This is a genomic window from Pseudomonas sp. B21-015 (assembly GCF_024749285.1).
GTDB lineage: Bacteria > Pseudomonadota > Gammaproteobacteria > Pseudomonadales > Pseudomonadaceae > Aquipseudomonas.
Genome location: NZ_CP087196.1, coordinates 3,618,677 through 3,639,500, shown reverse-complemented (window position 1 = coordinate 3,639,500; position 20,824 = coordinate 3,618,677). Strand labels below are relative to the sequence as shown.

Here is a 20,824-nt window from a genome sequence, read left to right as displayed (position 1 = left end):
TCACTTCCTCGGGTCGAAGGCATCGCGAGCGGACTCGCCGATGAACACCAGCAGACTCAACATCAGCGCCAGCACCGCAAACGCACTCATGCCGAGCCACGGCGCTTGCAGGTTGGATTTGCCCTGGGCCACCAGTTCACCCAGGGACGGTGCGCCCGGTGGCAGGCCGAAGCCAAGGAAGTCCAGTGCGGTCAGGGTGCCGATGGCGCCGGTCAGGATGAACGGCATGAAGGTCATGGTCGAGACCATGGCGTTGGGCAAAATGTGGCGGAACATGATCGCACCATTGCGCATGCCCAGCGCCCGGGCCGCGCGAACGTATTCCAGATTCCGCCCGCGCAGGAACTCGGCGCGCACCACATCCACCAGGCTCATCCACGAGAACAGCAGCATGATCCCCAACAGCCACCAGAAGTTCGGCTGCACGAAGCTGGCGAGGATGATCAGCAGGTACAGCACCGGCAACCCGGACCAGATCTCCAGAAAACGCTGCCCGGCCAGATCGACCCAGCCGCCATAAAAACCCTGCAAGGCCCCGGCGATCACGCCGATGATCGAGCTGAGAATGGTCAGCGTCAAAGCGAACAGCACCGAAATCCGGAAGCCGTAAATCACCCGGGCCAACACGTCGCGGCCCTGGTCATCGGTGCCCAGCAGGTTATCGGCGGACGGCGGCGCGGGGGCCGGGACTTTCAGGTCGTAGTTGATGCTCTGGTAGCTGTAGGGAATCGGCGCCCACAAAACCCAGGCGTCCTTGGCCTTGAGCAGTTCGCGGATGTACGGGCTCTTGTAGTTGGCTTCCAGCGGGAATTCGCCGCCGAACGAGGTTTCCGGGTAACGCTTGAGTGCCGGGAAATACCAGGTGTTGTCGTAATGCACCACCAGCGGTTTGTCGTTGGCGATCAGCTCGGCGCCGAGGCTTGCGCCGAACAGAATCAGAAACAGCCACAACGACCACCAGCCACGCTTATTGGCCTTGAACAGTTCGAAACGTCGGCGATTGAGAGGGGACAGGCTCATCTCAATGCTCCCGGCTTTCGAAGTCGATGCGCGGATCGACAAGGGTGTACGTGAGGTCGCCGATCAGCTTCACCACCAGCCCCAGCAGAGTGAAGATGAACAGCGCGCCGAAGACGATCGGGTAGTCGCGGTTGATCGCTGCTTCGAAGCTCATCAAACCGAGGCCGTCGAGGGAGAAGATCACCTCCACCAGCAGTGAGCCGGTGAAGAAGATGCCGATGAGCGCTGAAGGGAAACCGGCGATCACCAACAGCATGGCGTTGCGAAACACATGGCCGTAGAGCACGCGGTGGCGGGTCAGGCCCTTGGCTTTGGCGGTGACCACGTATTGCTTGTTGATTTCGTCGAGGAAGCTGTTTTTGGTCAGCAGGGTCATGGTGGCGAAATGGCCGATCACCAGTGCGGTCACCGGCAGTGCCAGGTGCCAGAAGTAATCGAGGATCTTGCCGCCGGTGCTGAGCTCATCGAAGTTGTTCGAGGTCAGGCCCCGTAGCGGGAACCAGTCGAAATAACTGCCGCCGGCGAACACCACAATCAGCAGAATGGCGAACAGGAACGCCGGGATCGCGTAGCCGACGATGATCGCCGAACTGGTCCACACATCGAAGTGGCTACCGTGTCGCGTCGCCTTGGCGATCCCCAGCGGGATCGACACCAGGTACATGATCAGCGTGCTCCACAGCCCGAGGGAGATCGACACCGGCATCTTTTCCTTGATCAGGTCGATGACCTTGGCGTCACGGAAGAAGCTGTCGCCGAAATCCAGGGTGGCGTAGTTCTTGATCATGATCCACAAGCGTTCCGGCGCCGATTTGTCGAAGCCGTACATGTGCTCGATTTCCTTGACCAGCGCCGGGTCCAGGCCTTGCGCCCCACGATACGCCGAGCCGGCCACCGACACTTCGGCACCGCCGCCGGCAATGCGGCTGGTGGCGCCTTCGAAGCCTTCGAGCTTGGCGATCATCTGTTCCACCGGCCCACCGGGGGCGGCCTGGATGATCACGAAGTTGATCAGCAAAATGCCGAGCAGGGTCGGGATGATCAGCAGCAGTCGCCGAAAAATATACGCCAGCATCTGATTACTCCGTGCCCGCAGGGTCGGCTTGCAGTTTGGTTTCGACTTCTACCGCAGGTTTTGTGGCGGGCTTGACCCACCAGGTATCCGTGCCAACGTCGTACTTGGGTGAGATTTTCGGATGGCCGATGTGGTTCCAGTAAGCCACGCGCCAAGTCTTGATGTGCCAGTTAGGGATCACGTAATAGCCCCATTGCAGCACGCGGTCCAGCGCACGGGTGTGGGCCACCAGGCTTTTACGCGAATCGGCGTTGATCAGTTGCTCGACCAATTGGTCCACCACCGGGTCTTTCAGGCCCATGGAGTTGCGGCTGCCAGGTTTGTCGGCGGCGGCAGACGTCCAGAACTCGCGCTGTTCGTTGCCCGGCGAACTGGACTGCGGGAAGCTGCCGACGATCATATCGAAGTCCCGTGAACGCACACGATTGACGTACTGCGAGACGTCGACCCGGCGAATCAGCAGATCGATACCCAGGTCGCTCAAGTTGCGTTTGAACGGCAGCAGCACTCGCTCGAGTTCGGTCTGGGCCAGCAGGAATTCGATCGTCACCGGTTTGCCGGTGGCGTCGACCATCTTGTCGTCGACGATTCGCCAGCCAGCCTCTTGCAGCAGTTGATAGGCTTTGCGCTGTTGGGTGCGGATCATGCCGCTGGCGTCGGTCACCGGGTTCTGAAACGCTTCGCTGAACACTTGCTCGGGGATCTTGCCGCGAAACGGGTCGAGGATCGCCAGTTGATCGGCGTCCGGCAGGCCGGTGGCGGCCATATCCGAGTTTTCGAAAAAACTGCGGGTGCGCGCGTAGGCGCCGTTGAACAGTTGTTTGTTGGTCCATTCGAAGTCCAGCAACAGGGTCAGCGCGTGACGCACGCGCACATCCTGAAGCACCGGGCGGCGCAGGTTGAACACGAAGCCTTGCATGCCGGTGGGTTTGCTGTTGGCGATCTCTTCCTTGATCAGCCGACCTTCGGTCACCGCCGGAATGTTGTAGGCTTTGGCCCAGTTTTTCGCGACCGATTCCAGCCAGTAGTCGAACTGACCGGCCTTGAGTGCTTCCAGCGCGACGGTGTTGTCGCGGTAGTAGTCGGTGGTCATCACGTCGAAATTGTAGAAGCCACGATTGACCGGCAGGTCCTTGCCCCAGTAATCCTTGACCCGTTCATAGCGTACCGAACGTCCGGCCTTCACTTCGCTGACCTTGTACGGGCCGCTGCCCAGCGGCAGTTCCAGATTGCCCTTGTTGAAGTCGCGGGTCGCCCACCAATGTTTGGGCAGTACCGGTAACTGGCCGAGGATCAGCGGCAGTTCGCGATTGTTTTTGTGCTTGAACTTGAATAGCACTTTGAGCGGGTTTTCGGCGATCACTTCTTCCACATCGCTGTAATAGCCGCGGTAGAGCGGGGCGCCGTCCTTGATCAGGGTCTGGAAGCTGAACACCACGTCTTCGGCACGCACCGGGTGGCCGTCGTGGAAACGTGCTTCGGGACGCAGGTAGAAGCGCACCCAGCTGTTGTCCGGGGCTTTTTCGATTTTGCCGGCGATCAAGCCATATTGAGTGAACGGCTCATCGAGACCCTGTTTGGTCAGGGTGTCGTAGATCATGCTGATGTCGTCGGCCGGCACGCCTTTGTTGATGAACGGATTGAGGCTGTCGAAGCCACCGAACCCGGCCTCACGGAAGATCCCGCCCTTGGGCGCGTCGGGGTTCACGTAATCGAAGTGTTTGAAATCGGCCGGGTATTTCGGCGGCTCGTTGTACAGGGTCAGGGCATGTTGCGGGGCGGCGCTGGCCAGCCCGGCGAACAACAGACCGCTGGCCTGCAAGAGCAGGGCGCGTACGGGTTTCATTGATCTTTCTCCGAAGATTTCAGCCACCACGCGCTCAGGCCCAGAGTGTAGGGCGGCGTCGTGACGAAGGCGAACCGGTTGCGGTAGGCCAGGCGGTGATAATTGAGGTACCAGTTGGGAATGATGAAGTGCTGCCACAGCAGCACCCGGTCCAGCGCCTTGCCGGCGGCGACTTGTGCATCACGGGTCTGGGCGGCGAGCAGTTGTTCGAGTAAGTGGTCGACCACCGGGTTGGCGATGCCTGCGTAGTTCTTGCTGCCTCTGACCCCGACCTGACTGGAGTGGAAATACTGCCATTGCTCCAGACCCGGGCTGAGGGTCTGGTTGAGGGTCATCAGGATCATGTCGAAATCGAACTGATCGAGGCGCTGTTTGTACTGGGCGCGATCGACCGTGCGCAGCCGTGCGTCGATGCCGATGCTGGCGAGGTTCTCGACGTAAGGCTGAAGAATGCGTTCCAGATTAGGGTTGACCAGCAAGATCTCGAAGCGCAGCGGTTGGCCAATAGCGTTCTGTAGTCGCTGACCATTGAGCTTCCAGCCGGCCTCGGAGAGCAGGCTCAGGGCCTTGCGCAGGGTTTCCCGTGGAATGCCGCGGCCTTCGGTCTGCGGCAGGCTGAACGGCTCGGTGAGCAGCTTGGCGGGCAACTGATCGCGATAGGGCTTGAGCAACAGCCATTCGTGACCGACCGGTAGCCCGGTGGCGGAGAACTCGCTGTTGGGGTAATAACTCATGGCGCGCTTGTAAGCGCCGCTGAACAGCGTGCGGTTGGTCCACTCGAAGTCGAACATCAGCCCCAGCGCTTCGCGGACCTTGGCTTCGGCGAAGGTGGGTCGCCGGGTGTTCATGAACAGGCCCTGGCTCTGGGTTGGAATCTGATGCGCGATTTGCGCCTTGATCACATCGCCACGGCGCACGGCCGGGAAGTTGTAGCCGTTGGCCCAGTTCTTCGCCTGGTGTTCGATGTAAATATCGAATTCACCGGCCTTGAACGCTTCGAAGGCCACGTCGCTGTCACGGTAGAACTCGACTTCCATGCGATCGACGTTGTACTTGCCGCGATTGACCGGCAGGTCCTTGCCCCAGTAATCCTTGACCCGTTCGAAGACGATCTGTCGGCCGGGCGTTACTGAAGTGATGCGATACGGCCCGCTGCCCAATGGCGGTTCGAAGGTGGTGGCCTTGAAGTCGCGGCCTTCCCAGTAATGCTGGGGCAACACCGGCAACTCGCCCAGCCGCAGGATCAGCAGGGGATTGCCGGAGCGTTTGAAGACGAAACGGATGCGTTGCGGATTGAGGATGTCGACCCGCGACACTTCCTGAAGGTTGGTGCGGTATTGCGGATGACCTTCCTTGAGCAGCAGACGGTAAGAGAACGCCACGTCGTAGGCGGTGATCGGCGTGCCATCGTGGAAACGCGCTTCGGGGCGCAGGTTGAACACCACCCAGCTGCGGTCCTCGCTGTATTCCACCGATTGGGCGATCAGGCCATAACTGGACGTCGGCTCGTCGCCGGACGGCGCGTACTGGCCGGTGCCGACCATCAGCGGTTCGTTGAGTTCGTTGATGCCGTATTGCAGGAAGTTGGCGGTGGAAACCGGGCTCGAACCTTTGAAGGTGTAAGGGTTGAGCGTATCGAAGGTGCCAAACGCCATCACCCGCAACGTACCGCCCTTGGGCGCTTGCGGGTTGACCCAGTCGAAGTGGGTAAATCTGGCCGGGTACTTGAGCGTGCCGAACTGCGCATAACCGTGGCTTTCGCTGATCGTCGCGCTTGCGGAGGCGCTCAAGGCCAGGCTGATCAGGAAAAGGAGGAGGGGACGCTTCAAGTCAGAGATCCGATCCAGGCGGCTTGGGCTTTGTGGGCCGTACAGTAACAGCTTGTATCGACAGGAAAAAGACGGGGCTTAATGCGTTGTTAATTGTGAGGTGATAGTCCGGCGGATCGCAGAACCTGTGGCGAGGGAGCTTGCTCCCGCTCGGCTGCGAAGCAGTCGTAAACCTAAGTATGCGGCGTGTCAGAAATTACCGGGTTTCAGGTTTTGGGGCTGCTTCGCAACCCAGCGGGAGCAAGCTCCCTCGCCACAAAGCCCCTCGACAGGGCGTGCTGTTTAATGCGGCGAAGCAACCGTCAGCATCTGCCCCGGCTTCAGCGCCTGGCCAACCCGCGGGTTCCAGCGCTTGAGGTGCTGCATTTCAACGTTGAAGCGCTTGGCAACCATGTACAACGAGTCGCCTTGCTGGACCTTGTACTGGGTCTGCGGCTTCTGTTTGTCTGCCTTGCTGCCGGCTTTGCTGTTCGCCGCCACGACGGTGTTGACGCGCCCGGAACTGCGCTTGGTGGTGTCCTGCATCACCAGGGTCTGGCCGACCTTGAGGTTTTTGCCGTTCAGCTTGTTCCAGCGTTGCAGGTCTTTGACGTCGACCTTGTTGGTCTTGGCAATGGTAGCCAGATTGTCGCCGCGCTTGACCCGGTAAGCGCGCTTGAGGCTGGCGATTTCGCTGTCGTCGGCACCTTCGAACACCGGTTTGAGCGGTCGCTGACTGATCAGCTCCTCAGGGCGCATGGTCGACAGGCTGGCGGTCAGCAGTTGCGCCTTGGACGTCGGCACCAGCAGATGCTGGGGGCCGTCGATGGTGGTGCGTTGCTTGAAGGCCGGGTTGAGCTGGAACAGTTCGTCTTCGTCGATATTGGCCACCGCGGCAACCTTGGACAGGTCCATGCGCTGGTTGATTTCGACGACCTGGAAGTACGGTTCGTTGGCGATCGGGTTGAGGTTCACGCCATAGGCTTCGGGCGCCAGGACTACTTGCGACAGGGCCAGCAACTTAGGCACATAGGCCTGGGTTTCCGCTGGCAGCGGCAGGTTCCAGTAGTCGGTCGGCAGGCCGAGTCGTTCGTTGCGCTCGATGGCCCGGCTGACCGTGCCTTCACCGGCGTTGTAGGCCGCGAGGGCCAGCAGCCAGTCGCCGTTGAACATGTCGTGCAGGCGGGTCAGGTAATCCATGGCCGCGGTGGTCGACGCGGTGATATCGCGACGGCCATCATAGAAACGGGTCTGGCGCAGGTTGAAGTAACGCCCGGTGGACGGGATGAATTGCCAAAGACCCACCGCGTCGGCCCGGGAATAGGCCATCGGGTTGTAGGCGCTTTCAATCACTGGCAACAGCGCCAGCTCCAGCGGCATGTTGCGTTCTTCAAGGCGCTCGACGATGTAGTGAATGTAGAGGCTGCCGCGTTCGCCAGCGTTCTCGAGAAAGGACGGATTGCTGGCGAACCACAGGCGCTGTTGTTCGATGCGCGGGTTGACGCCCAGGTTGTCCTGTAGCTGGAAGCCCTGGCGCATGCGCTCCCAGACGTCCTGTGGAATTTGCGGTGTCGGTTTTTCGCTGAGCCAGATCGGTTTTTGCTTGGCTCGAGCGGCGATATTCGGGGTGTGTGTCGCGTCGGTCTGCGGCACATGGCTGGAACAGCCCGCCAAAGTGGCGGACACAGCCACCGCGATGGCTTGAGCCAGGCGGGTCAATGCGTCTGAATTGATGGCTTTGCGAGTAGATGACGACATTGGCTGGAAGTAAGTTCCGGGCAAAAATGTCGGGCGATTCTAGAAAGCGTACCCCCTGCGGTCAACCATTCAGAATTTTTGTACCACCGGGCAGGCTGCTTAGAACGTATCTTTCCAAGCCCGAAGAGCAGCAAAAACCGCACCCGGAGCCCGGTTATTGGTTCCGTTCCGTTCGTCCACTTTTTCTTTAACGGATGTTTCGCCGGTACGCAAAAACGGATTGGTGAGCTTTTCCAGCGCCAGTGTCGAAGGCAGTGTCATGGTTCCGGCTTCCCGTTGTCGGGTGACGTTGGCCAGCCGCTCGAGGGTATCGGGGTTACCCGGTTCGACCGCCACGGCAAACTTCAGATTGCTCAGGGTATATTCGTGGGTACAGTAGACCAGCGTGTCTTCGGGCAGCGCCGCGAGGCGGCTCAGCGAGTGATGCATTTGCTCGGGCGTACCTTCGAACAGGCGTCCGCAACCGGCGGCGAACAGGGTGTCGCCGCAAAACAAATGGCCCAGGCGATAGAAGGCGATGTGCCCGAGGGTATGGCCCGGCACTTCGATGACCTCGAAGTCCCAGCCCAGCACGCTGATGCGGTCGTTGTCCTTGAGGGCCACGTCCCGCGCCGGGATGGTTTCGCTGGCCGGGCCATAGACGGTCGCGTCTGTCGCTTTTTTCAGCCGCTCGACGCCGCCGACATGGTCATGATGGTGATGAGTGATCAGAATATCGCTTAACACCCAACCCGGGTGTGCCGCGAGCCAGGCCTGTACTGGCGCGGCATCGCCCGGATCGACCACGGCACAGCGCTGGGTGCTGTGGTCTTGTAGCAACCAGATGTAGTTGTCGGTGAACGCGGGCAGGGCACTGATCTGTATCATCGTCGGATTCGCCAAGCGGAAAACAATGGTGCATCTTAGAACTTCCTGGCGCTTTGGAGAATGCAATGACCGATAAAGCGTTCGCTCAGGCTGATCCTGACTGGCTGGCATTGATCAGCGCGGCCCGTGAATGGCTGTCCGGCCCCATCGGGCAATTTCTGCTGGACGAAGAACGGCGCATGCTCGAAGACGAGTTGGGGCGCTTCTTCGGCGGCTACCTGGTGCATTACGGCCCCTCGGCGCAGACGCCACCGTCGGCGCCGCAGGTCCAGCGCAATGTACGGCTCGGTGCGCCATTGCCGGGGGTCGAGATTGTTTGCGAAGAGCAGGCCTGGCCGTTGAGCGAGCACGCCGCCGATGTGGTGGTGTTGCAGCATGGGCTGGATTTCTGCCTGTCGCCCCACGGTTTGCTGCGTGAAGCGGCGAGCAGCGTGCGCCCCGGCGGGCATCTGCTGATTATCGGGATCAACCCCTGGAGCTGTTGGGGCCTGCGTCGTGTGTTCGCTCATGACGCCTTGCGCAAGGCCCGCTGCATTTCGCCGTCGCGGGTCGGTGACTGGTTGAACCTGCTGGGCTTCGCGCTGGAGAAACGCCGCTTCGGGTGCTATCGTCCGCCGCTTGCGTCGCCTGCCTGGCAAGCCCGTCTGGCCGGTTGGGAACGCAAGGCCGGTGACTGGCAATTGTCGGGTGGCGGCTTCTATTTATTAGTCGCGCGCAAGATCGTGGTGGGCCTGCGGCCGGTGCGTCAGGAACGACGCGAGCCGATGGGCAAGCTGATTCCGCTGCCGATGGCCAAGGTCAACCGTCGTCACCTTGAGCCGTAATACACTTTTTATATTCCCGGTCGGGTATGCCCCGGCCTCGGGCATCGTCGGTCACCGATCGGCGAGCCACCGCATTTTCTGGATAGATTGGCATGAGCGATAGCGTAGAACTCTTCACCGATGGCGCCTGTAAGGGCAACCCTGGCCCAGGCGGCTGGGGCGCGTTGCTGGTGTGCAAGGGCGTTGAAAAAGAACTCTGGGGCGGCGAAGCCAACACCACCAACAACCGCATGGAATTGATGGGCGCGATCCGTGGCCTGGAAGAACTCAAACGCTCCTGCGACGTGCTGCTGGTGACCGACTCCCAATATGTGATGAAAGGCATCAACGAGTGGATGGCCAACTGGAAGAAGCGCGGTTGGAAAACCGCGGCGAAGGAACCGGTGAAAAACGCCGACCTGTGGAAGCTGCTCGACGAACAGGTCAACCGCCACAACGTCACCTGGAAATGGGTGCGCGGGCACATCGGCCATCACGGCAACGAACGGGCCGACCAACTGGCCAACCGTGGCGTGGATGAGGTGCGCGGGTACAAGCAGGCTTGATTCCGACGTGGCACCGTGGCGCGGCCAATCGCGAGCAGGCTCGCTCCCACATTTGATCTCCATGGAGCACAAATTCAGTGTGCGCCCCCCGTTTGATGTGGGAGCGAGCCTGCTCGCGATTGGGCGCAACACGGTGTACCTGAAAGACCCCGCGAGCGTGTTAACATCGCCGTTTTTGCACGATTGACCCGTTGAGAGCTGAGCACTGATGGCCACCAGATCCGTTGTACTCGATACCGAAACCACCGGCATGCCGGTGACCGACGGCCACCGGATTATCGAAATCGGTTGTGTCGAGTTGATCGGTCGGCGCCTGACCGGCCGGCACTTCCATGTTTACCTGCAACCGGATCGCGAGAGTGACGAAGGCGCCATCGGCGTCCACGGCATCACCAACGAATTTCTGGTGGGCAAGCCGCGTTTCACTGAAGTGGCCGATGAGTTTTTCGAGTTCATCAAGGGCGCGCAGCTGATCATCCATAACGCGGCGTTCGACGTTGGCTTCATCAACAACGAATTTGCCCTGATGGGCCATCATGATCGCGCGGACATCACGCAACACTGCACGATCCTCGACACCCTGATAATGGCCCGGGAACGTCACCCGGGGCAGCGCAACAGCCTCGACGCCTTGTGCAAACGCTATGGCGTCGACAACTCCGGCCGTGAACTGCACGGCGCCTTGCTCGACTCCGAGATTCTCGCCGACGTTTACCTGACCATGACCGGCGGCCAGACCAGCCTGTCGCTGGCCGGTAATGCGTCCGATGGCAATGGTTCGGGCGAAGGCGCGGACAACTCCGCCACCGAAATCCGTCGCCTGCCGGCCGATCGTCAGCCGGCCCGGATCATCCGTGCCAGTGAAGAGGATCTGGCCCAGCATGTTGCGCGGCTCGAAGCCATCGCCAAATCCGCCGGCGCCCCGTCGCTGTGGCAGCAATTGGCCGAGGCCAAGGCTCAGGCCTGATCTTGATGGGTTTTTGTGGCGAGGGAGCTTGCTCCCGCTCGGCTGCGCAGCAGTCGCAAATCCTGCCGGCACGGTGTATCTGAGCGAATTCAGGGGGCTGCTTCGCAGCCCAGCGGGAGCAAGCTCCCTCGCCACAGGTAATCATTCTGAATGTTGAGATTGCCGGCCACATGATAGTGCGCCCGCCAACCCACTTCAGGGCATCCCGCTCGCCACATGCGCTCCAACCCTCTACCCTGAGGTTATTGGCAGGCCACGGTCTGCCGCTTCAGGACGCCGAGCCTCATGTATAAAGATTTGAAATTCCCGGTCCTGATCGTCCACCGCGACATCAAGGCCGACACCGTTGCCGGTGATCGTGTGCGTGGCATCGCCCGGGAACTGGAGCAGGAAGGTTTCAGTATCGTTTCGGCGGTCGATTACACCGAGGGGCGTCTGGTCGCTTCGACCCATCATGGCCTCTCCTGCATGTTGATTGCCGCCGAAGACGCCAGCACCCATTCTCATCTTCTACAGAACATGGCCGAGTTGATCCGTCTGGCACGGGTTCGGGCACCAGACCTGCCGATCTTCGCCCTGGGCGAGCAGGTAACGCTGGAAAACGCCCCGGCCGACGCCATGGCTGAGCTCAATCAACTGCGCGGCATTCTCTATTTGTTCGAAGACACCGTGCCCTTCCTCGCCCGTCAGGTCGCCCGCGCGGCGCGCAAGTATCTGGACGGTTTGTTGCCGCCGTTCTTCAAGGCACTGGTGCAACATACCGCCGACTCCAATTATTCCTGGCACACGCCAGGCCATGGCGGCGGCGTGGCGTATCACAAGAGCCCGGTGGGGCAGGCGTTTCACCAGTTTTTCGGGGAAAACACCTTGCGTTCGGATTTGTCGGTGTCAGTGCCGGAACTCGGTTCGCTGCTCGATCACACCGGTCCCTTGGCGGAAGCCGAAGCTCGAGCGGCCCGCAACTTCGGCGCCGATCACACCTTTTTCGTGATCAATGGCACCTCGACCGCCAACAAGATCGTCTGGCATTCCATGGTGGCCCGGGATGATCTGGTGTTGGTGGACCGCAACTGCCACAAGTCGGTGTTGCACGCGATCATCATGACCGGCGCGATCCCGCTGTACCTGTGCCCGGAGCGCAATGAGCTGGGGATTATCGGCCCGATTCCGTTGAGTGAATTCAGCCGTGAGTCGATCCAGGCCAAGATCGACGCCAGCCCGCTGACCCAGGGCCGCGTGCCGAAGGTCAAGTTGGCGGTGGTGACCAACTCGACTTACGACGGCCTCTGTTACAACGCCGAACTGATCAAGCAGAGCCTGGGCAATAGCGTCGAGGTGCTGCATTTCGACGAGGCCTGGTTTGCCTATGCGGCGTTCCACGAGTTCTTCACCGGCCGTTACGGCATGGGCACTTCCCGCAGCGAAGACAGCCCGCTGGTGTTCACCACTCACTCCACACACAAATTGCTCGCGGCGTTCAGCCAGGCGTCGATGATTCACGTTCAGGACGGAGGTGCGCGGCAACTGGATCGCGACCGTTTCAACGAAGCGTTCATGATGCATATCTCGACTTCGCCGCAGTACAGCATCATCGCTTCGCTGGACGTGGCCTCGGCGATGATGGAAGGGCCGGCCGGTCGTTCGCTGTTGCAGGAAATGTTCGACGAGGCCCTGAGCTTTCGCCGGGCCCTGGCCAATCTGCGCCAGCATATCGCCGCCGATGATTGGTGGTTTTCCATCTGGCAGCCGCCCTCGGTGGAAAGCATCGAGCGGGTGCTCAGCCAGGACTGGCTGCTGCAACCCGATGCCGATTGGCATGGCTTTGGCGGCGTGACCGACGACTACGTGCTGCTTGATCCGATCAAGGTCACGCTGGTGATGCCGGGTTTGACGGCGGGCGGTGCCCTGAGCGCGCACGGGATTCCGGCGGCGGTGGTCAGCAAATTCCTCTGGGAGCGTGGGCTGGTCGTGGAAAAGACCGGGCTGTATTCGTTCCTGGTGCTGTTCTCCATGGGCATCACCAAGGGCAAATGGAGCACGCTGCTGACCGAGTTGCTGGAGTTCAAGCGCAGTTACGACGCCAACGTCAGCCTGGCCACCTGCCTGCCGTGCGTGGCACAACAGAATATCGCCCGTTATCAAGGCATGGGCTTGCGCGATTTATGCGATCAATTGCACGCCTGTTATCGCAGCAACGCCACGGCCAAACACCTCAAACGCATGTACACGGTGCTGCCGGAAGTCGCCATGAAGCCGGCGGACGCCTATGATCAATTGGTACGCGGTGAAGTGGAGGCCGTTTCGATCGATGCTCTGGACGGGCGGATCGCGGCGGTGATGCTGGTGCCATACCCGCCGGGGATCCCGTTGATCATGCCCGGCGAGCGTTTCACCGAGTCGACCCGTTCGATCATCGATTACCTGAAGTTTGCCCGTACATTCGACAGTAGCTTCCCCGGGTTTGTCGCCGATGTGCATGGCTTGCAACACGAAGATGAGGGCAATGGACGGCACTACACCGTCGATTGCATCAAGGAATGAGGACCTTTGCGAGTATGCAACCCGTCATGAATCCCAAATACCCAGGCCTGTCGGTGCGTGTCGCCGATGAGGGCTTTGCGGCTTATATCTGGGGCAGTGATTTCAGTTTTGAAGTCGCCGCCTACGGCGCCGCCGAAATCGGTAAGCCGGTGGCGCAGTGGCCAGTGACGCCGATTACCCCGTACCGCAAGTGTTATGGCATCGATCCCGAGGAGTTCAGCAGTTTTCGCGATGCCGCCGACAGCGAGATTTTCATGGCCTATCTGGACGACGAGCCGGTGGGGCATCTGGTGGTCAGCACCAACTGGAACGGTTTCGCTCATATCGATGAGTTGGCGGTGCATGCTCCGGCACGCCGTCATGGTGTGGCCAAGGCGCTGCTGGACGTGGCGCAGTTCTGGAGCCGCAAGAAGAAACTGCCGGGCATCATGCTGGAAACCCAGAACAACAACCTGGGGGCCTGCCGGCTTTATGAGCGGTGCGGCTATGTGGTCGGCGGGACCGATCATCTGCGCTATCGCGGGATCGACCCGAACACCGCCGAAGTGGCATTGTTCTGGTATCGGTTGTTCGATAACCCGCTGGAAAACCCGCTCAGCTCGCCAGCATCGCCACGGCTTGTTCCGTGATGATGTCCAGCAGCGCCTGAATCGCCGAGGAGGGCTCGACGTTTTTCAGGCTCAAGGCATAGACGCTGATCGGTACGGCAGGCGCCAGCGGGCAGGCGTCGAGCCCGGCCGATTTGGCGCCGAGGGCGGTAAACGGGTCGACGATGGCCAGGCCTTCACCGGCCTCGACCATGCTGCGCATCATTTGATGAGTCTGGACCCGGGTCTGGATGACCGGGGAAGGGCGCAACGCATGCAGCTTGGTGTCCAGCGCCGGGCTTAGCGGGTCGTGACCTTCCAGGCCAACCATCGACTGACCGGCCAGGTCTTGCAGCGAGATGTACTTCTGTTTCGGTTGCAGCCAGCCATGGGGCGCCAGCAGCTGGAGTTTGCCTTGAGCGATGACCTGGCAATGGATGTCGTCGTGGTCCGGGTCGTGCAAGCTCAGGCCCAGATCGCTTTCACGCAGCAGCAGGCTTCTGACAATCTCGCGGGTCGGCTGGCTCAGGAGGGTGCAAGGTGCGTCGGGGAGGCGTCGGCGCAGGGCCGCGATGCTCTGTGGCAACAATTGTTGCGCCAGAGGCGGGGTACAGATGATTCGCAGGGGTGGGGCCAAATATTGCTTGAGGCTGCTGGCCAGTCGCTGGACCGGCTCAAGGGCTTCGTAGACGCGGGCAATCTCGACCTGTAACTCCCGCGCCTCACGCGTGGCTTGCAGACGGCCACGCACGCTGGCAAACAGCATGAAGCCCAACTGATCCTCGGCGTCACGCAGCGTGCGTTCAACCTCGGCCACCGGCAACTGCAGCCATTCGGCGGCGGTCCCCAGGTGACCGGTCTGCAAGAGCGCCTGGATCACTTCGATATGACGTAAACGCATGCGTGAAGTCCATGTTCAGCAGGTGAGGGAGTCAGTCACTGAATCCTAACTCAAGTGCGGGCATATGACTTCTGCTCATAACAGCGGGTTATGAAGCGACGTTCGTTTCAGGTTCGCGGGTGAGGGTGACGCCCGATTGCACCAGCACAAACGCGTTGTCGTCGAGTTTGTTGACCCGGTCGCCAATGGCCAGTTTATAGGTGGTAACAGGCGCAGAGCCGGCGAGGCCGTCGTGCGACGGGGTGGATTCCTGGAACTCATGCACGGAATAAACGCGGCCTTCCGCGTCTCTTGCATGGAACTGACCGACGAGTACTGCTGCCATCTGCTTAGAACCTCTGGAGATAAATCACTCAATTTGCGGTTCTGTAGACCGTGGTTGGGCGAAGTAAGTTTTCCTACAGGAAAAAAATTGTCAGGGGCGGCGATTTTCCGTCGCCCGCTGGTTGAATCGTCATTTGATCATCTATAACTAGAAGCTCTTCCCATCGGACAGTCGAGAATCTTCCATGAGCAACGTCTACGAGATTGCCGTTTTGGTCGGCAGCCTGAGAAAAGCGTCGATCAACCGCAAGGTCGCGCTGGCGCTGGCCGAGCTGGCGCCTGCCAATCTGAAGTTGAATATCGTCGAGATCGGCGATTTGCCACTCTACAACGAAGACATCGATGGCGAGTCACCGCCGCAAGCCTACAGCACTTTCCGACAACAAGTGAGCTCATCCGACGCGGTGCTGTTCGTGACCCCGGAATACAACCGTTCGGTTCCGGCACCGTTGAAAAACGCGATCGACGTGGGTTCGCGCCCCTATGGCAAGAGCGCCTGGAACGGTAAGCCGGGTGCGGTGATCAGCGTTTCACCGGGGGCCGTCGGTGGGTTTGGAGCCAACCACAACGTGCGCCAGTCCATGGTGTTTCTCAATGTCCCGTGCATGCAGCAGCCGGAAGCCTATCTGGGCGGCGCCGGTTCAGCATTCGACGAGGCGGGCAAGTTGTCGGAGTCGGTCAGGCCGTTCTTGCAGAAGTTCATCGATGCGTATGCGCAGTGGGTCGAGCAGCATAAAAAGCTATGACCCCGTCATGTGGCGCTGATTAATTCTTGTGGCCAGCCACAATCCCCGTGGGAGCGGGCTTGCCCGCGAAAGGGCCCGTCCACTCACCACAAAAACTCAACCACTGCCCGGCACATTCGGCCAAAGATCGGAAACCAGAAACAACCGCTCGGCTTCTTCCCAATCCCCTTTGGCATTCTCTGTCAGTCGCACCATCAATTGCGCCGGTGCCAACGGGTCCAGATCGCTCAGCCACGCCTTCAGCTGTTCAGCGTTCCAGGTCTGCTCCTCGGGATAGTGCGCAGGCGCCAGCCAGGCATGGCGGGGCAGGGGTTGCCAGCGACCGAACGGGCGCTGCACGACAAAGTCCGCCCAGTCCTTCTGATGCAGCCAGCTGCCGCGCAAATGCTGAGGGTGCGCGCCGCTCGGTGGTTCGGCCTGTCCCGGCCATGGGTAGAGCAGATAACCGCCCAGCCACAGGTGCGCACTGAATTGCTGGATATCCAGCGACGCCAGCACTTCACGGCTTTCCGCCCGCGCGGAAATCGGCAATTGATGCCGGCTCAAGTGCTCCAGCTTTCGGTCCAGCCGATCGTGACAACCCGGTCCGAGCCACTGCGCGGCGTCATGGCCGTCACCGTTCTGTGGCCCAAGATAGAGCTTGATCGCCAGTTCCAGGTGATGCACGCCGTCGCGATCACGCAGCAGCATGTCCAGCTCACCGAGGGTGTGCCCTTCGCGGCGGATCGGCATGTTGGCGGCAATCAGCTCGATGCCCGGCGCGTGTCGCACGGCGTATTGCCACAGCCGCTCGTAGTACAAGCCCAGCCGCCGGGTCCTGGCCTGGGCGAGCCAGTGCAGCAAGTCGTAACTGTCGCGATCCAGTTGCCTGAGCCAGTGTTCCAGGCGCTCCGGCGCCTGCACCCAATCGCTGCCGGCCAATGGATGACGCTGCGGCCACGGGGTGACGCTGAGCATCGGCGGCGCGAGGATGACCCAGGCCAGGTCGCGCACTTCAGGGTGGCGCAACTGGTGAGGTAACTGGAGCAAGTCCGGGAATAAGATCATTCTGCGAGCATAGCCTCTTAAGTCGTGGCTGAAAGGGTTTTGTCTACGCCGCGCTTTCGCCCATAATCGTGTTTTTCGCCGTCGCAGGCCCCCGCGTCCCAATAGGAGCCCCATGGAGCAATTTCGTAATATCGGCATCATCGGTCGCCTGGGCAGTTCTCAGGTGCTGGATACCGTCCGCCGACTGAAACGGTTTCTGCTCGATCGTCACCTGCACGTGATCCTCGAAGACACCATCGCCGAAGTCCTGCCCGGCCATGGCCTGCAAACCTCGTCGCGCAAGATGCTCGGTGAAGTCTGTGACATGGTGATTGTGGTCGGTGGTGATGGCAGCCTGTTGGGCGCGGCCCGGGCGCTGGCCCGGCACAACATTCCGGTGCTCGGCATCAACCGTGGCAGCCTGGGATTCCTCACCGATATCCGCCCCGATGAGCTGGAAGTCAAAGTCGCCGAAGTGCTCGACGGCCACTATCTGGTGGAAAACCGCTTCCTGCTGCAAGCCGAAGTCCGGCGCCACGCCGAGGCCATCGGCCAGGGCGATGCGCTGAACGACGTGGTGCTGCATCCCGGCAAATCGACGCGGATGATCGAATTCGAGTTGTACATCGACGGCCAGTTCGTCTGCAGCCAGAAGGCCGACGGCCTGATCGTCGCCACGCCGACCGGTTCCACCGCCTACGCCTTGTCAGCGGGTGGCCCGATCATGCATCCCAAGCTCGACGCTATTGTGATTGTGCCGATGTACCCCCATACCTTGTCAGGTAGGCCGATTGTGGTCGATGGCAACAGTGAGCTGAAAATCGTTGTGTCCAAAGATATGCAGATTTACCCGCAAGTCTCCTGTGACGGGCAGAATCACTTCACCTGCGCGCCCGGTGACACCATCACCGTCAGCAAGAAAGCACAGAAGCTGCGGCTGATTCATCCGCTCGACCACAACTACTATGAAGTCTGCCGGACCAAGCTCGGCTGGGGCAGCAAGTTGGGTGGTGGAGGCGACTGATGCTCGATCCCGCGCGTAGCTACGACCTGATCGGTGACGTGCACGGTTGCGCTCTGACCCTTGAGCATTTGCTCGACCGGCTCGGTTACCACAAACAGGCTGGCGTCTGGCGGCATCCGTCGCGCATGGCGGTATTCCTTGGCGACATCATCGACCGTGGCCCGCGGATTCGCGAGGCGCTGCACATCGTCCACGACATGGTCGAGGCCGGTCAGGCGCTGTGCATCATGGGTAACCATGAATTCAACGCGCTCGGCTGGAGCACCCCGGCGTTGCCGGGCAGTGGCAAGCAGTTCGTGCGTGAACATACGCCGCGCCACGCGCGCCTGCTTCAGGAAACCCTGGCCCAGTTCGAAGATCATCCCGAAGATTGGCATGACTTCCTGCAATGGTTCTATGAACTGCCATTGTTCGTCGATGCCGGACGCTTTCGCGTCGTGCATGCCTGTTGGGATGCCGGCCTGATCGAGCCGTTGCGCGGGTTGTTCCCCGATGGCTGCATCGATGAACACTTCCTCCAGGCCTCCGCAGTACCGGGCAGTTTTGCCTGCACCGTGTTCGATCGCCTGTTGCGCGGCACCGACATGCGCTTGCCCCACGGCTTGACCATGACCAGCGGCGACGGCCTGACGCGCTCGTTTTTCCGCACCAAGTTCTGGGAAGACGACCCGCAAACCTACGGAGACATCGTGTTCCAACCCGACGCCTTGCCTGAGCCGGTGGCCCGCACGCCGCTGTCGTCCATAGAAAAAGACAACTTGCTGCGCTATGGCGTCGATGAGCCGATGTTGTTCGTCGGCCACTACTGGCGCAGCGGAAAACCGGCGCCGATCCGCCCGAACCTGGCGTGCCTGGATTACAGCGCGGTGCTCTACGGCAAACTGGTCGCTTATCGTCTGGACCAGGAAACCCGTCTCGACCCGCATAAATTTGTCTGGGTCGATGTCGAGCGGCCGGAGTTGCTGCAATGACGGCGGTGGCGGTATTGCGTCTGCCGCTGGCGGTGGATTTGAGCGGGTTCGTCAAACTGCTGCAGCGCATGCAAGTGCCCCATCGGGTCAGCGAAGAGGCGGGCGAGCAGGTGCTGTGGGTGTCGGCCAGCATCAGCGAAGACGTGCGCTCGTTGTACGAACGCTTTCCGGCCGGCGACCCGGATCAGCAACTGGATATCCCGGTGACGCAGACCCCGCAGCGTCCGGGCTTCGTCGAGCAGTTGCGCCACAGCAAGGCCACGGCGTTCGTGCTGTTGTTGAGCCTGATCGTCGGCGCGGTGACGCTGCTTGGCGAAAACCTCGAGACGATGCGCTGGCTGACGTTTCTCGATTTCCGCGTGGTCGGCGAATACATCCATTTCACACCACTGGCCGACAGCCTGGCGGCGGGGCAGTGGTGGCGTCTGGTGACGCCGATGCTGATCCACTTCGGCATCCTGCACCTGGCCATGAATGGCATGTGGTACTGGGAGCTGGGGCGGCGCATCGAGTCGCGTCAGGGCAGCATCAACCTGATCGGCCTGACATTGTTGTTCAGCCTGGTGTCCAACTATGCCCAGTTCTTTTTCAGCGGCCCGACCCTGTTTGGCGGGTTGTCCGGGGTGCTGTACGGCCTGCTCGGGCATTGCTGGATCTTCCAGATTCTGTCGCCGAACCCGGCTTATCGCCTGCCCCGTGGGGTGTTGGTGATGATGCTGGTGTGGCTGCTGTTGTGCCTGTCGGGGCTGGTCTCGATGATCGGCTTCGGCGAGATTGCCAATGCGGCCCACGTTGGCGGGTTACTCATCGGATGCTTCACCGGTTTGTTGGGCGGTTTGTACAACCGCCGTAAACTGGCCGTCTAAACAGTTATGAATGAAGAGCGCGGAGCCCTTGATGTCCTCTTTTAACGAAATGATCAAAAACATCACCCCGGATATCTACCAGAGCCTGAAACTGGCGGTGGAGATCGGCAAATGGTCGGACGGTGGCAAGCTCACCGCCGAACAACGCGAACTGTCCCTGCAAGCGATGATCGCCTGGGAAATCCAGAACCTGCCCGAGGAACAGCGCACCGGCTACATGGGCCCGCAGGAGTGCGCGTCGAAGTCGATCGAAGTGCCGAACATTCTGTTCAAATCGGATGCCATCCATTGATCGAGATTGGCCGCGGTGCAATCAGCAAAATGTCGGCGCGTCTTGACGGGCCGAACGTGCAGTACGCTTTTCGTCTGGGCGACGCCGAGGTGCCGGTCAATCCGTTGATCGGCACTACGGTGCGCCTGGAGTATCTGGGGGCGATCCACTGCACCCATTGCGGACGCAAGACCAAAACCAGTTTCAGCCAGGGTTACTGCTACCCGTGCATGACCAAGCTGGCGCAGTGCGACATCTGCATCATGAGCCCGGAACGTTGCCACTACGACGCAGGTACTTGCCGAGAGCCCGAGTGGGGCGAAAAATTCTGCATGACCGATCATGTGGTGTATCTGGCCAATTCGTCAGGGATCAAGGTCGGCATCACCCGCGCCACGCAGTTGCCCACCCGCTGGCTCGATCAGGGCGCCAGCCAGGCGTTGCCGATCGTGCGCGTCTCGACCCGCCAGCAATCGGGCTTCGTCGAAGACCTGTTCCGCAGCCAGGTCGCCGACAAGACCAACTGGCGTGCTTTACTCAAGGGCGATGCGGTGGCGGTGGATCTGGCGCAGGTTCGCGATCAGCTGTTTGAAAGCTGTGCGGACGGTTTGCAAGGCTTGCAGGAGCGATTTGGCCTACAGGCAATCCAGACCATTACCGATGTCGAACCGCTCGAAATCCGCTATCCGGTCGAGCAATACCCGGCCAAAATCGTCAGCTTCAACCTGGACAAGAACCCGATTGCCGAAGGCACGCTGCTGGGGATCAAGGGCCAGTACCTGATTTTCGACACCGGCGTGATCAATATTCGTAAATACACGGCCTACCAGCTCGCCGTGCATCAGTAAGGATTCCAG

Annotated in this window: 20 protein-coding genes; 11 read left to right on the top strand and 9 right to left on the bottom strand. The window is 60.6% G+C overall.

The genetic code is table 11. The annotated features are described in order from the left end of the window. From LOY38_RS16070 to gloB, 6 genes are all read right to left on the bottom strand, one after another. Entirely contained in the window at positions 1 to 1,020 is a 1,020-nt protein-coding gene (locus LOY38_RS16070) for an ABC transporter permease (protein WP_258696076.1), read from the bottom strand. Between the two features lies 1 nt (position 1,021). Then, entirely contained in the window at positions 1,022 to 2,095 is a 1,074-nt protein-coding gene (locus tag LOY38_RS16065; protein ID WP_258696075.1) for a microcin C ABC transporter permease YejB, read from the bottom strand. A 4-nt stretch (positions 2,096 to 2,099) separates the two neighbouring features. Beyond that, on the bottom strand, positions 2,100 to 3,941 hold the full coding sequence (locus LOY38_RS16060) for an extracellular solute-binding protein (RefSeq protein WP_258696074.1): 1,842 nt from the start codon (positions 3,939 to 3,941) through the stop codon (positions 2,100 to 2,102). Continuing rightward, positions 3,938 to 5,746 (bottom strand): extracellular solute-binding protein, encoded by a 1,809-nt coding sequence (locus LOY38_RS16055; protein ID WP_408980633.1) that lies wholly within the window; start codon positions 5,744 to 5,746, stop codon positions 3,938 to 3,940. Before LOY38_RS16055 ends, LOY38_RS16060 begins: the two co-directional genes overlap by 4 nt. Positions 5,747 to 6,052: 306 nt before the next feature. Then, the gene (locus LOY38_RS16050; protein WP_258696072.1) at positions 6,053 to 7,507 is read right to left on the bottom strand and encodes a transglycosylase SLT domain-containing protein; all 1,455 of its coding nucleotides are present in this window, start codon (positions 7,505 to 7,507) and stop codon (positions 6,053 to 6,055) included. Positions 7,508 to 7,606: 99 nt separating this feature from the next. Further along, positions 7,607 to 8,374, bottom strand: a complete 768-nt coding sequence (gloB, locus tag LOY38_RS16045; protein WP_258696071.1) for a hydroxyacylglutathione hydrolase — start codon at positions 8,372 to 8,374, stop codon at positions 7,607 to 7,609. Between the two features lie 65 nt (positions 8,375 to 8,439). Here gloB and LOY38_RS16040 point away from each other — a divergent pair, with 65 nt between their 5' ends. From LOY38_RS16040 to LOY38_RS16020, 5 genes are all read left to right on the top strand, one after another. Next, the gene (locus LOY38_RS16040) at positions 8,440 to 9,198 is read left to right on the top strand and encodes a class I SAM-dependent methyltransferase (protein WP_258696070.1); all 759 of its coding nucleotides are present in this window, start codon (positions 8,440 to 8,442) and stop codon (positions 9,196 to 9,198) included. Positions 9,199 to 9,290: 92 nt separating this feature from the next. Continuing rightward, the gene (gene rnhA / locus LOY38_RS16035; RefSeq protein ID WP_003180633.1) at positions 9,291 to 9,743 is read left to right on the top strand and encodes a ribonuclease HI; all 453 of its coding nucleotides are present in this window, start codon (positions 9,291 to 9,293) and stop codon (positions 9,741 to 9,743) included. 208 nt (positions 9,744 to 9,951) lie between these two features. Beyond that, entirely contained in the window at positions 9,952 to 10,710 is a 759-nt protein-coding gene (gene dnaQ, locus LOY38_RS16030) for a DNA polymerase III subunit epsilon (RefSeq protein WP_258696069.1), read from the top strand. A 285-nt stretch (positions 10,711 to 10,995) separates the two neighbouring features. After that, positions 10,996 to 13,251, top strand: a complete 2,256-nt coding sequence (locus LOY38_RS16025; RefSeq protein ID WP_258696068.1) for an Orn/Lys/Arg decarboxylase N-terminal domain-containing protein — start codon at positions 10,996 to 10,998, stop codon at positions 13,249 to 13,251. A 14-nt stretch (positions 13,252 to 13,265) separates the two neighbouring features. Next, positions 13,266 to 13,880 (top strand): GNAT family N-acetyltransferase, encoded by a 615-nt coding sequence (locus LOY38_RS16020; RefSeq protein ID WP_258696067.1) that lies wholly within the window; start codon positions 13,266 to 13,268, stop codon positions 13,878 to 13,880. On the opposite strand, the gene LOY38_RS16015 is transcribed toward LOY38_RS16020, so the two are convergent. Together LOY38_RS16015 and LOY38_RS16010 are read right to left on the bottom strand one after the other, a co-directional pair. Then, positions 13,846 to 14,739, bottom strand: coding sequence for a LysR family transcriptional regulator (locus LOY38_RS16015; RefSeq protein ID WP_258696066.1), 894 nt, complete (start codon positions 14,737 to 14,739; stop codon positions 13,846 to 13,848). The genes LOY38_RS16020 and LOY38_RS16015 overlap by 35 nt on opposite strands. A gap of 88 nt (positions 14,740 to 14,827) precedes the next feature. After that, entirely contained in the window at positions 14,828 to 15,064 is a 237-nt protein-coding gene (locus LOY38_RS16010) for a hypothetical protein (protein ID WP_258696065.1), read from the bottom strand. Positions 15,065 to 15,248: 184 nt separating this feature from the next. Between LOY38_RS16010 and LOY38_RS16005 the strand changes: the two genes are divergently transcribed. Continuing rightward, positions 15,249 to 15,809: an NADPH-dependent FMN reductase gene (locus LOY38_RS16005; RefSeq protein WP_258696064.1), complete on the top strand. Its 561-nt coding sequence runs from the start codon at positions 15,249 to 15,251 to the stop codon at positions 15,807 to 15,809. Between the two features lie 96 nt (positions 15,810 to 15,905). Here the strand turns inward: LOY38_RS16005 and LOY38_RS16000 are convergent, their stop codons facing one another. Further along, positions 15,906 to 16,856 carry a DUF1853 family protein gene (locus tag LOY38_RS16000; protein WP_258696063.1) on the bottom strand — a complete coding sequence of 317 codons (951 nt, stop codon included), beginning with the start codon at positions 16,854 to 16,856 and terminating at the stop codon, positions 15,906 to 15,908. A 112-nt stretch (positions 16,857 to 16,968) separates the two neighbouring features. On the opposite strand from LOY38_RS16000, the gene LOY38_RS15995 reads away from it, so the two are divergent. From LOY38_RS15995 to LOY38_RS15975, 5 genes are read left to right on the top strand one after another with little or no spacing between them, the layout of a single operon-like run. After that, the gene (locus LOY38_RS15995; RefSeq protein WP_007988608.1) at positions 16,969 to 17,859 is read left to right on the top strand and encodes an NAD(+) kinase; all 891 of its coding nucleotides are present in this window, start codon (positions 16,969 to 16,971) and stop codon (positions 17,857 to 17,859) included. Continuing rightward, positions 17,856 to 18,830 (top strand): metallophosphoesterase, encoded by a 975-nt coding sequence (locus LOY38_RS15990; protein ID WP_258700738.1) that lies wholly within the window; start codon positions 17,856 to 17,858, stop codon positions 18,828 to 18,830. The genes LOY38_RS15995 and LOY38_RS15990 overlap by 4 nt, the downstream gene beginning before the upstream one ends. Further along, positions 18,827 to 19,696 carry a rhomboid family intramembrane serine protease gene (locus LOY38_RS15985; protein ID WP_258696062.1) on the top strand — a complete coding sequence of 290 codons (870 nt, stop codon included), beginning with the start codon at positions 18,827 to 18,829 and terminating at the stop codon, positions 19,694 to 19,696. The genes LOY38_RS15990 and LOY38_RS15985 overlap by 4 nt, the downstream gene beginning before the upstream one ends. A 31-nt stretch (positions 19,697 to 19,727) precedes the next feature. Further along, positions 19,728 to 19,988, top strand: coding sequence for a YeaC family protein (locus LOY38_RS15980; RefSeq protein WP_007937782.1), 261 nt, complete (start codon positions 19,728 to 19,730; stop codon positions 19,986 to 19,988). Next, a complete protein-coding gene (locus LOY38_RS15975; RefSeq protein ID WP_258696061.1) occupies positions 19,985 to 20,815 on the top strand; it encodes a DUF2797 domain-containing protein in 831 nt (276 codons plus the stop codon). Before LOY38_RS15980 ends, LOY38_RS15975 begins: the two co-directional genes overlap by 4 nt. Positions 20,816 to 20,824: the final 9 nt, after the last annotated feature.

Bases quoted from the DNA above. Each gene is read 5' to 3' on its own strand.
- LOY38_RS16010 (WP_258696065.1), bottom strand. From the start codon at position 15,064: ATGGCAGCAGTACTCGTCGGTCAGTTCCATGCAAGAGACGCGGAAGGC.
- LOY38_RS16020 (WP_258696067.1), top strand. From the start codon at position 13,266: ATGCAACCCGTCATGAATCCCAAATACCCAGGCCTGTCGGTGCGTGTC.
- LOY38_RS16050 (WP_258696072.1), bottom strand. From the start codon at position 7,507: ATGTCGTCATCTACTCGCAAAGCCATCAATTCAGACGCATTGACCCGC.
- LOY38_RS15985 (WP_258696062.1), top strand. From the start codon at position 18,827: ATGACGGCGGTGGCGGTATTGCGTCTGCCGCTGGCGGTGGATTTGAGC.
- LOY38_RS16065 (WP_258696075.1), bottom strand. From the start codon at position 2,095: ATGCTGGCGTATATTTTTCGGCGACTGCTGCTGATCATCCCGACCCTG.
- LOY38_RS15995 (WP_007988608.1), top strand. From the start codon at position 16,969: ATGGAGCAATTTCGTAATATCGGCATCATCGGTCGCCTGGGCAGTTCT.
- LOY38_RS16025 (WP_258696068.1), top strand. From the start codon at position 10,996: ATGTATAAAGATTTGAAATTCCCGGTCCTGATCGTCCACCGCGACATC.
- LOY38_RS16000 (WP_258696063.1), bottom strand. From the start codon at position 16,856: ATGATCTTATTCCCGGACTTGCTCCAGTTACCTCACCAGTTGCGCCAC.
- LOY38_RS16015 (WP_258696066.1), bottom strand. From the start codon at position 14,739: ATGCGTTTACGTCATATCGAAGTGATCCAGGCGCTCTTGCAGACCGGT.
- LOY38_RS16005 (WP_258696064.1), top strand. From the start codon at position 15,249: ATGAGCAACGTCTACGAGATTGCCGTTTTGGTCGGCAGCCTGAGAAAA.
- LOY38_RS16060 (WP_258696074.1), bottom strand. From the start codon at position 3,941: ATGAAACCCGTACGCGCCCTGCTCTTGCAGGCCAGCGGTCTGTTGTTC.
- LOY38_RS16040 (WP_258696070.1), top strand. From the start codon at position 8,440: ATGACCGATAAAGCGTTCGCTCAGGCTGATCCTGACTGGCTGGCATTG.
- gloB (WP_258696071.1), bottom strand. From the start codon at position 8,374: ATGATACAGATCAGTGCCCTGCCCGCGTTCACCGACAACTACATCTGG.
- dnaQ (WP_258696069.1), top strand. From the start codon at position 9,952: ATGGCCACCAGATCCGTTGTACTCGATACCGAAACCACCGGCATGCCG.
- LOY38_RS15980 (WP_007937782.1), top strand. From the start codon at position 19,728: ATGTCCTCTTTTAACGAAATGATCAAAAACATCACCCCGGATATCTAC.
- LOY38_RS16070 (WP_258696076.1), bottom strand. From the start codon at position 1,020: ATGAGCCTGTCCCCTCTCAATCGCCGACGTTTCGAACTGTTCAAGGCC.
- rnhA (WP_003180633.1), top strand. From the start codon at position 9,291: ATGAGCGATAGCGTAGAACTCTTCACCGATGGCGCCTGTAAGGGCAAC.